The organism is Aeromonas veronii bv. veronii (assembly GCF_000820225.1).
GTDB lineage: Bacteria > Pseudomonadota > Gammaproteobacteria > Enterobacterales > Aeromonadaceae > Aeromonas > Aeromonas veronii.
In genome coordinates, this window is record NZ_CDDK01000007.1 from 139,877 (window position 1) to 149,709 (window position 9,833).

Here is a 9,833-nt window from a genome sequence, read left to right on the forward strand (position 1 = left end):
TAGCCACCGATGCGACTCTTTATCGCCGAGAAGCCCACGCTGGGCCGCGCCATTGCCGATGCCCTGCCCAAGCCCCACAAGAAGGGCGACGGTTTTATCGAAACAGCCCAGGGGGATGTGGTCACCTGGTGCATCGGCCATCTGCTGGAGCAGGCCGAGCCCGATGCCTATGACGCCGCCTTCAAGCAGTGGCGGATGGAGCATCTCCCCATCATCCCCGCCCAGTGGCAGCTGGTGGCCAAGCCCAAGACCAAAACCCAGCTCACCGTCATCAAGCGGCTGATCAAACAGGCGGACTGCGTGGTCAACGCCGGTGACCCGGATAGGGAAGGGCAACTGCTGGTGGACGAGGTGATCGACTTTCTCGGCTACCCGAAAACCAAGCCGGTGCAGCGCTGCCTCATCAGCGATCTCAACCCACCCGCGGTGCGCCGCGCCCTCGACAAACTGAGGGATAACAAGGAGTTCGTGCCGCTGGCGGTCTCGGCGCTGGCCCGCAGTCGGGCCGACTGGCTCTACGGCATCAACATGACCCGCGCCTACACCCTGCTCGGGCGCAAGGCCGGTTGCAGCGAGCTGCTCTCGGTTGGTCGGGTGCAGACCCCGCTGCTCGGGCTGGTGGTGCGGCGGGATCTCGAGATCGAGGCCTTCGTGCCCAAACCCTTCTACGAGGTGCTGGCCCATCTGCTGACCGAGGGCAACGAGCGCTTCACCGCCAAGTGGCTGCCGTCCGAAGCCTGTCTACCGTGGCAAGATGAGGAGGGGCGGGTGCTCAACCGGGCGCTGGCCGACAAGGTGGTGAGCCGGATCAACGGCCAGCCTGCGCAAGTCGAATCGGTGGAGGAGCAGGCCCGCAAGCAGGCGGCGCCGCTGCCTTACAACCTCTCCAGCCTGCAGATCGATGCCGCCAAGCGGTTCGGCATGGATGCCAAGCGGGTGCTCGACATCTGCCAAAGCCTCTACGAGCGTCACAAGCTCATCACCTATCCGCGCTCCGACAGCCGCTATCTGCCGACCGACCATTTCAAGCGGGCCGAGCAGGTGCGCGGTGCCATCGCCGCCACAGCGCCTGCGCTGGCCAAGGCGGTGAGCGAGGCAGACGGCAAGATCCGCAGCAAGGCGTGGAACGACAGCAAGGTGGATGCCCACCACGCCATCATCCCCACCGAGAAGCAGGGCAACCCCGCCACGCTGGGGGCCGACGAGGCGAAGCTCTATGGCCTGATTGCCCGCCAGTATCTGCTGCAGTTCTATCCCCCGTTCGAATACAACGACAGCAAGGTGCTGCTGCGCATCGCCGGTGGTCTGTTTCAGGCCAAGGCGCGGCGCATTCTCAAAGCGGGCTGGAAGGCACTGCTCGGGGTAGAAGAGGATGACGACGAAGAGAAAGCGGGCACGCTGCCTGCCCTGAAAGAGGGAGAGCAACTGCTGTGCGAGCGGGGCGAACTGCAGGAGAAAATGACCCAGCCGCCCAAGTCGTTCACCGATGCCACCCTGCTGGCGGCCATGACCGGCATCGCCCGCTATGTGCAGGATCCCGAGATCCGCAAGACCCTGCGCGACACCGATGGCCTCGGCACCGAAGCGACCCGAGCAGGCATTATCGACCTGCTGTTCAAGCGCCGCTTTCTGGTGCGTCAGGGCAAGAGCATCAAGGCGACCCCGACCGGACGGGCGCTGGTTCAGGCGTTGCCCGCGACAGCTACCACGCCGGATATGACGGCGCTGTGGGAGCAGAGCCTCGGCCAGATCGCCGAGCGTCACGGTAGCTACCAGCAGTTTATGGGGCCGCTCACCGAGCAGCTCAACGGCCTGATCGAGGGGGCGCGGCAGGACTCCGGCGCCAGCTTCAGCGCCCTGCCCAAGGAGGCGCCGGGTGCCGGTAAGCGGCGTTTTACCAAACGCAAGAGTCCGGCGGCCAGCACGACTGGCGGGCCCCGACCGCGCAAGACGGCCAGCAAGCGCCAGACCAGGGCGGCATAACGAAAAAAGGCGCCCATCCCGGGCGCCAAAGGCATTGTTGTCAGGCTGCCTGAGTGGACAAGCTGGCACGGATCCTGTGCTGGTAGTGCAGCACCACACCGAGAAACACCAGATCCTTGAACAGGAAGAACTCGGTGACTGGTACGCCATCAACCACTTTCCAGACACCTGTCAGAGTCAGCAGGAAGCTCAGCGTCGCCAGGAAGGTGACGATAGCCCCCATGCTGCACCAGTAACCGATGCGAGGTTGCCACAGACCCACGACCAGTCCGATGGCGATCACTATCTCGACCATCCCGATCAGGTTCGATACGCTCTGTTCCGACAGGGGGCCATAGAGCCAGCTCATCAAGGGGTGGCTGGCTACCAGTGGTTTGATGGCGGCTGCCTCTGTCGGGGTAAACTTGAAGACGCCGATCCAGAGCAGGGTCAATACCACGCCCGACAGGGCGACCAGAAAGCCTTTGTCATGTTGCTGCATGGGGGGCTCCTTGTTTAAGGGGTCAGAGTGACGGGCGGGAAGTCGATCTCGGTCGCCGCCAGGTGGTTGCCATAGTTGGTCAGGGTATTGACGACCACCTGGCCTAGCACCTCCAGCAGCAGCTCGTCATCTACGCCTGCGGCACGGGCGCTAGCAAGCTGCTCGTCACTTATCACCCCGCGCTGACTGACCAGCGCGGTTGCCAGTTGCAGCAGGGCGTGATCAAGGGGAGCCGAGGCTTGGCCGAGTCGGGCAGCCCGGATCTCCTGGGCCGAGAATCTGGCCTTGCCCGCCAGTAGTGTGTGGGCAGACAAACAGTATTGGCAGGCGTTGGCTTGACCTATGGCCAGTGCCAGCAACTCCCGTTGTGGGGCAGTGAGGCGCCCCTTGCCAAGCGCCTCGGCAAAGCCCAGGAAGCCATTGAGCAGGGCTGGCGAGTGGGCCAGGGTAGCGTAGAGGTTGGGCACCATGCCCAGATTGCGGTGCAGGGTGGTCAGGGTCTGGGCGGCTGCGGGTTGCGGTTGGGATACGGGTTGGATACGGCTCATGATCCTCTCCTGTGGTAGTGAAGGTACGGGAGACAGTGTGCCGTCATTCGTGATACGGTTTATCTCTCATCGTCTGCAAATAAATACTATTCGTCTCAAATATGGATCCGCTCTCTGCCCTGTTGGTTCATGCCTCCCCCGAAGCCAAGATCTTCTTCGCCGGCAACCTGTGCCAGAACTCCTCCAGTGATGATTATCCTAGTGGCGGACATCTTCATCTGCTGCGCAGCGGTTCCGTCATGCTGCGTGAAGAGGGGGGAGCCAGCTTGCTGCTCGAGGAGCCGACCCTGATCCTGTTCCCTCGGGGACGTCCTCACAAGCTTGAACCCAGAACGCTGGGGGGTTGTGATTTGGTGTGCGCCAATGTCGCATTCGGCAAGGGGGGATCATCGCCGTTGCAACTGGCATTACCGGGCTCGCTGGTGCTGCCGCTAAGGGAGTTGCCTGCCCTGACGCCGGTGCTGAACCAGTTGTTTGACGAGGCGTTTCACCCCCGCTACGGGCAGGATCCGCTGATCTCCCGCTTGCTGGAGGTACTGTTGATCCTGCTGCTGCGTCATCTGGTCGAGCAAGGGGTGTGTCAGCAGGGGATGCTGGCAGGTATTTCCGATCCCCAGTTGGCCAAGGCGATCTCGGTGATGCATCAGCGTGGGGATGAACCCTGGACGGTGGCCACGCTGGCGCGGGAGGCCGGCATGTCGCGGGCCCGCTTTGCCGCGAGGTTTCAGGAGCGGGTCGGTCAAGCGCCGCTTGGTTATCTGACCCACTGGCGCATGGCGCGAGCCTGCCAGCAACTACTGGCGGGGGAGCCCATGGTGCAGGTGGCGCTGGGGGCGGGGTATAGCAGCAGTGTTGCCTTTGGTCGGGCATTCGAGCGGGAGCTGGGGGTGAGCCCGGGGCGCTGGCTCAAGGCGCAACAACAAGCCGAATAAAAAATGGGGCAGCCAGTGGCTGCCCCGTGTTCATAACCGGTCAGCCGGTATAGACGTTCTCTTCCGGATAACGGATGCGGGTCTCGACCGGGCGGGCCAGCATAAAGGCCAGGGTGAGGGGGCCGAGACGTCCGCAGATCATCACCAGTACCAGGATCAGCTTGCCCGGCTCGCTCAGGGAGGCGGTGATGCCGGTGGAGAGGCCGACGGTGGCAAATGCCGAGATGGTCTCGAACATGATTTTGTCGAACGGCAGATCCTCGGTCACCATCAGCAGGAACATCGCCAGCATCAGCACCATGGTGCTGACGATAATGATGGCCAGCGAGCGGGTCACGATCTGGGGCGACAGGGTGCGGCCAAAAGCGGTGACATGGGGTCGTTTGGTCAGAAACGCCTTGGTTGCCAGCAGCACTACGGCGAAGGTGGTGACTTTGATACCGCCACCGGTCGAGGTGGCACCGGCACCGATAAACATCAGCATCATCAGGAACAGCAGCGCCGCCGGGGTCATCAGCCCGATATCTATGGTATTGAAACCGGCGGTACGGGCACTGGCAGACTGGAAGAAGGCAGCCAGCAGCTGGCCACCGATACCTGCCTTGCCGAGGGTGCCCGGGTTGTTGTGTTCCAGCAGCCAGAACATCAGGGTACCGGCCAGCAGCAGCGCCGGGGTCATCAGCAGCATCAGCTTGCTGTGCAGCTTCAGCTTGCGCCAGCGGCGGTTGCGCACCAGATCGACGATGACGGTAAAGCCGATCCCCCCCAGGATCAGCAGGCCGGCGATGGTCAGGCTGATGATGGGGTCGTCCCTATAGTCCATGAGGTTGTTGGCAAACAGCGAAAAACCGGCGTTGTTGAAGGCCGAGACCGCGTGGAAGAAGCTGACATAGAGGCCGTGCACCCACCCCATCTCGGGCACCCAGCGGATCGCCATGATGCCGGTACCAATCAGCTGGGCGATAAAGGCGAACAACACGATCCGTTTGACCAGCTGAATGATGTTGACCGAGCCCTCCTGTCCCAGCGCCTCCTTGGCCAGTACCTGTTGGCGCAGACCGACCCGCTTGCTGAAGATGGCTATCAGCAGCAGGGTCATGGTCATCTGGCCCAGACCGCCGATCTCCATCAGCATCAGCAGGAAAATCTGCCCCTGCAGGGTGAAGGCGGTGCCGGTATCCACCACGCCAAGACCTGTCACGCTGATGGCCGAGGTGGCGGTAAACAGGGCGTTGACGAAGGTGACCTCGCCATTGTGGCTGGAGGGTTGCACCAGAAAGATGGTGCCAATCAGCAGAATGATCAGAAAGCTGCCGAGGATCAGCCGGGCTTCGCTCCAGCGAGAGTCCTGCTCCCGATGGAGGGCGAAGGCGTAGCTGCTGCGCCAGTTGATCATAGGGTTTCGAGCCAGTGGTCGATGGCGTGCTTGTTGCCCGCCAGGATCAGGATGTCGCCCAGTTGCAGCTCCATCTTGCCGGTCAGTACGTTGTGCAGCACGTCACCACGCTTGATGGCGAGCAGCTGGAAATCGCTCTGTTGCAGCAGATGGAAGTCGCCCAGTTCCCGGCCGTTCTGTTGCAGGCCGATCACGAACTCGGTCAGCACCATGTCGTGGCCCAGCTCCAGATAGTCGAACAGCCGGTTGTCCAGCATGCTCTGGGCGACCCGGCGGCCCATGTCCCACTCCGGGTTGATCACCTTGTCGGCGCCCACTTTCTGCAGGATCTTGGCGTGGAACTTGTCGCGCGCCTTGACCCACACCTTCTTCACGCCTGCCTCTTTCAAGACGAGGGTGGTGAGGATGCTGGTCTCCAGGTTGTCACCGATGGCAACGAAGACGATATCGAAATTGGCCAGTCCCAGCTCGGCCACGGTGGCCTCGTCGGTGGCGTCGGCCACGATAACGTGATTGCAGAGGGCGGCGATTTGCCGGGTCTTGCTCTCGTCGATATCGATGGCCAGTACTTCGGCATCTTGCCGTTGCAGCTCTTCGCACAGCGCGCTGCCAAACAGGCCCAGGCCGATGACGGCAAACTGGTTGTTCATGAGTTATTCCTCAGCAGTTGAAGTCGCCTACTCTAAACCACTGCTATTCCCCCGAAAAGGGCTCGGGTTTTTCGTCATGGGGCAACTTGAGGTAGACTGCGCCCTTGCACCAAGCCGGGATAGACCGATGAAACTGAATGCCAACGCCTCCTTGTTGAAGCTCAACACCCTTGCCCTCGATGCGTACTGCCTCTGGCTGGCCGAGGTGGAGCAGGTTGCCGATCTGGCGACCCTGCGTGCTGATCCACAGCTCAACCAGCTGCCGCGCCTCAATCTGGGCGGCGGCAGCAACATGCTCTTCACCACCGATTTTCTCGGTCTGGTGGTGCTCAACCGGCTCAAGGGGATTACCGCTGAAGATGGTGGCGATCACTGGTTGCTCCATGTGGCGGCCGGTGAAGATTGGCATCAGCTGGTGCGCCATACCTTGCAACAGGGCTGGTTCGGGCTGGAGAATCTGGCGCTCATTCCCGGTACGGTCGGTGCAGCGCCGGTGCAGAACATCGGTGCGTATGGCGTTGAGCTGGCCGACTTCTGCGCCTATGTCGAGGCGTTCAACTGGCAGAGTGGCGAGATTGAACGGATCGCGGCGGCAGAGTGCCGCTTCGGTTATCGCGACAGCATTTTCAAACACGAGTATCAGGATTCTCACCTGATCACCGCCGTCGGGCTCAAACTGCCCAAGGCGTGGCGGCCGGTGCTCGGCTATGGCCCGCTGGCGGCGCTCGGTGATGAGCCTCCGGCGCAGGCCATCTTCGATACCGTCTGTGCCACCCGCATGGCCAAGCTGCCGGATCCTGCGGTGCTCGGCAATGCGGGCAGCTTCTTCAAGAATCCGGTGGTGCCTGCCGCGCTGGCGGAGTCGCTCAAGTCGCGCTACCCGCAGATGCCCTGCTATCCGGCCGGAGAAGGGCAGGCCAAGCTGGCGGCGGGCTGGCTCATCGATCAGTGCGGTCTGAAAGGTTTCGCCATTGGCCGTGCCGCCGTTCATCAGGAGCAGGCGCTGGTGTTGGTCAATCTGGGGGGCGCCAGTGCCATGGAGCTGATCGCGCTGGCGGCTCATGTCCGTGACAGCGTGGAGCAGACGTTTGGCGTGGTGCTGGAGCACGAGGTGCGTTTTATGGGTACGCATGGTGAAACCTGGCTCGACGAGGTGCTCTCATGACCCTTACTCCCATCAGACAGACCCTGATCACTCTGCTTAGCGACGGTCAGTTTCACTCCGGCGAACAGCTGGGTGAGCAGCTCGGCATCAGCCGGGCGGCGGTGAGCAAACACATGGCGGCGCTCAAGGAGCTGGGGCTGGATCTCTTTAGCCTGACCGGCAAGGGCTACCGGCTGGCGGTGCCGATGGCGCTCTATGATCAGGCTACCTTGCAGGCACTGGCCCCGATGGCACCGGTGCACTGTTTTCCGGTCATTGGCTCGACCAATCAACACCTGCTGGATCGGGTCAATGAGCTGCGCTCCGGCGAGAGCTGTCTGGCCGAGTGTCAGACAGCCGGGCGCGGTCGTCGTGGCAAACCCTGGATTTCGCCGTTCGGTTGCCAGCTGATCCTCAGCATGTACTGGCGACTCGAACAAGGCATGGCTGCGGCCATGGGGCTGAGTCTGGCGGTCGGCGTGGCAGTGGTTGAAGCGCTGGAGTCCCTTGGTTATCAGGGGGTCGAGCTCAAGTGGCCGAATGACCTCTACTATCAGGGCCGCAAGCTGGCGGGCATTCTGGTAGAGATGAGCGGTAGCGCCGGGGCCAGCTGTCATCTGGTGATCGGCATCGGTCTCAATCTGGCGATGCCTGCCCGCGAAGGTGAGAAGATCGATCAGGCCTGGGCCGAGCTGCGCCACATCAATCCCGAGCTGGTCGATCGCAATCAGTTGGCGGCCCGGATGATCGTCCATCTGCAGCGGGCGCTGCACACCTTTGAGCAGCAGGGGCTGGCAAGCTTTGTCGATGACTGGAACCGGCTCGATCACTTTGCCGGTCGCCCGGTGCGCTTGTTGATGGGGGATCAGGAGATCCGCGGCATCGCCCGTGGCATCGACGATCGCGGCGCCCTGCGGCTGGAGACGGAGGAGGGCACCAAGTTCTATCTGGGTGGCGAACTCTCCCTGCGCCGGGGGGATTGAGGGTCAGCAAGGCCGCTCATGATGCCAAACAGAAGAGGGGGCCCGCGGGCCCCCTCTTCGTTATCCGGCAACCGCTGTCATCATTTACGCAGCTTGATCTGCTCTATAGCGTGCTCATGGCCCTTGGTCATGATCAGGTTGGCTCGCTCACGAGTTGGCAGGATATTCTCTTGCAAATTCAGATAGTTGATATCTTGCCAGATGTTGCTGGCGATCTGGGTTGCCTCACTCTCCGTCAGCTTGGCGTAGTTATGGAAATAGGAGTCGGGATCCGAGAAGGCGCCGCTGCGGAATTTCAGGAAGCGTTCGATATACCAGGTACGCAGCAGTTCGGCATCGGCATCCACATAGATGGAGAAGTCGACGAAGTCCGACACGAAGACCCGATGGGGCTCCTGAGGGTAGTCCATGCCGCTTTGCAGCACATTGAGCCCTTCCAGGATCAGAATGTCCGGCTGCTCCACCACCTTCTTCTCATCGGGAATGATGTCGTAGATAAGGTGGGAGTAAACCGGCGCTTCGACCTTCTCGTGACCGGCGCGGATGTTGGCGACAAACTCCACCAGATGGCGGATGTCGTAGGATTCCGGGAACCCCTTGCGGCGCATCAGGCCGCGCTCTTCCAGTACCTTGTTGGGATAGAGGAAGCCGTCGGTGGTGACCAGTTCCACCCGCGGGTGTTCCGGCCAGCGCTCCAGCAGGGCCTGCAGAATACGGGCCGTGGTACTTTTGCCCCCCGCCACGCTGCCGGCAATACTGATGATGTAGGTGCCCTTGCCGCGAGACTGGCCGAGGAACTGCTCCAGCACTCGGCTGCGACGCTGTTTGGCTTTGACATAGAGATTGAGCAGGCGGGAGAGAGGCAGATAGATCTCTTCCACTTCTCGCAATGACACCTTCTCGTTGATCCCGCGCAGGGTCTGCAGGTCGTGTTCGGTCAGGGTCAGGGGGACCGAATCGCGCAATAACGCCCATTGTTCGCGGGTGAATTGCAGATAGGGGTTATGCTCTGTCGTCATGGTGTCATCACTGTTTCTTGGGCACGGCGACCATACACCAAGGGTGGGGGAGCGACAAGGGACGCAGCAGGATTGGCTTGTTTGCCCCCGCTTTTTTGCAAACTTCCCAGCAATAAAGCATATTTTGCCGGGTTCAATGGTTGCATCCCCCAAAACCTTACAATAAAATGCGCGACGCTTGACTGTCTGTCGTCTATTTGCCGTGCAAAAGCGATAAACACAACGGGTGCAAGCAGAATTACCGTTGTGACAATCTGGCGTCTGGAGGGGTTCCCGAGCGGCCAAAGGGATCAGACTGTAAATCTGACGGCTCTGCCTTCGAAGGTTCGAATCCTTCTCCCTCCACCATATTTCTCTGCGGTTTGAGTTCTTTGGGTTAGAGAAATGCGGGCATCGTATAATGGCTATTACCTCAGCCTTCCAAGCTGATGATGCGGGTTCGATTCCCGCTGCCCGCTCCAAGATGCTGATATGGCTCAGGCGTTAGCAGAGCCGCACCCTAGGGTGAGTTCGGCAAGCGAACCAGCCATCAGTACCTCTCTCTTTCCCACCAGATTCAAATCCATCATATAAACTGTTCTGTGGTTAGCTTGCCACCGCGTACTCAGCGTTAGTTTAGAGGGACGATCATGTCTAAAGAAAAATTTGAGCGTAATAAACCGCACGTTAACGTGGGTACCATCGGCCACGTTGACCA

10 protein-coding genes and 2 tRNA genes are annotated in these 9,833 nt (G+C 61.1%); 6 read left to right on the plus strand and 6 right to left on the minus strand.

Going from position 1 to position 9,833, the window contains the following annotated elements:
- Positions 1-9 precede the first annotated feature (9 nt).
- Positions 10-1,983 (plus strand): DNA topoisomerase III, encoded by a 1,974-nt coding sequence (locus tag BN1139_RS03715; protein WP_013724181.1) that lies wholly within the window; start codon positions 10-12, stop codon positions 1,981-1,983.
- A gap of 40 nt (positions 1,984-2,023) precedes the next feature.
- Here BN1139_RS03715 and BN1139_RS03720 read toward each other — a convergent pair whose 3' ends face one another.
- Together BN1139_RS03720 and BN1139_RS03725 are read right to left on the minus strand one after the other, a co-directional pair.
- Positions 2,024-2,464: a DUF417 family protein gene (locus BN1139_RS03720; protein ID WP_013724180.1), complete on the minus strand. Its 441-nt coding sequence runs from the start codon at positions 2,462-2,464 to the stop codon at positions 2,024-2,026.
- A 14-nt stretch (positions 2,465-2,478) separates the two neighbouring features.
- Entirely contained in the window at positions 2,479-3,012 is a 534-nt protein-coding gene (locus BN1139_RS03725; protein ID WP_013724179.1) for a carboxymuconolactone decarboxylase family protein, read from the minus strand.
- Positions 3,013-3,113: 101 nt separating this feature from the next.
- Here BN1139_RS03725 and BN1139_RS03730 point away from each other — a divergent pair, with 101 nt between their 5' ends.
- Positions 3,114-3,944 (plus strand): AraC family transcriptional regulator, encoded by an 831-nt coding sequence (locus BN1139_RS03730; RefSeq protein ID WP_005356362.1) that lies wholly within the window; start codon positions 3,114-3,116, stop codon positions 3,942-3,944.
- A gap of 40 nt (positions 3,945-3,984) precedes the next feature.
- Here BN1139_RS03730 and BN1139_RS03735 read toward each other — a convergent pair whose 3' ends face one another.
- Together BN1139_RS03735 and BN1139_RS03740 are read right to left on the minus strand one after the other, a co-directional pair.
- Positions 3,985-5,340 carry a TrkH family potassium uptake protein gene (locus BN1139_RS03735; RefSeq protein ID WP_005356363.1) on the minus strand — a complete coding sequence of 452 codons (1,356 nt, stop codon included), beginning with the start codon at positions 5,338-5,340 and terminating at the stop codon, positions 3,985-3,987.
- Complete coding sequence (locus tag BN1139_RS03740) at positions 5,337-5,990, minus strand: potassium channel family protein (RefSeq protein ID WP_005339863.1); 654 nt, start codon at positions 5,988-5,990, stop codon at positions 5,337-5,339. Before BN1139_RS03740 ends, BN1139_RS03735 begins: the two co-directional genes overlap by 4 nt.
- Positions 5,991-6,117: 127 nt before the next feature.
- Here BN1139_RS03740 and murB point away from each other — a divergent pair, with 127 nt between their 5' ends.
- Both murB and birA read left to right on the plus strand, forming a co-directional pair.
- A complete protein-coding gene (gene murB / locus BN1139_RS03745) occupies positions 6,118-7,155 on the plus strand; it encodes a UDP-N-acetylmuramate dehydrogenase (RefSeq protein ID WP_005356364.1) in 1,038 nt (345 codons plus the stop codon).
- Entirely contained in the window at positions 7,152-8,117 is a 966-nt protein-coding gene (gene birA / locus BN1139_RS03750; protein ID WP_005356365.1) for a bifunctional biotin--[acetyl-CoA-carboxylase] ligase/biotin operon repressor BirA, read from the plus strand. The genes murB and birA overlap by 4 nt, the downstream gene beginning before the upstream one ends.
- 80 nt (positions 8,118-8,197) lie before the next feature.
- Here birA and coaA read toward each other — a convergent pair whose 3' ends face one another.
- Complete coding sequence (gene coaA / locus BN1139_RS03755; RefSeq protein ID WP_005356367.1) at positions 8,198-9,136, minus strand: type I pantothenate kinase; 939 nt, start codon at positions 9,134-9,136, stop codon at positions 8,198-8,200.
- Between the two features lie 263 nt (positions 9,137-9,399).
- On the opposite strand from coaA, the gene BN1139_RS03760 reads away from it, so the two are divergent.
- Together BN1139_RS03760 and BN1139_RS03765 are read left to right on the plus strand one after the other, a co-directional pair.
- A tRNA-Tyr gene (locus BN1139_RS03760) sits at positions 9,400-9,484 on the plus strand.
- 38 nt (positions 9,485-9,522) lie between these two features.
- A tRNA-Gly gene (locus BN1139_RS03765) sits at positions 9,523-9,597 on the plus strand.
- A 15-nt stretch (positions 9,598-9,612) separates the two neighbouring features.
- Here BN1139_RS03765 and BN1139_RS21935 read toward each other — a convergent pair.
- Positions 9,613-9,833 (minus strand): hypothetical protein (locus BN1139_RS21935; RefSeq protein ID WP_042054814.1); only part of this gene is annotated, 221 nt, incomplete at its 5' end.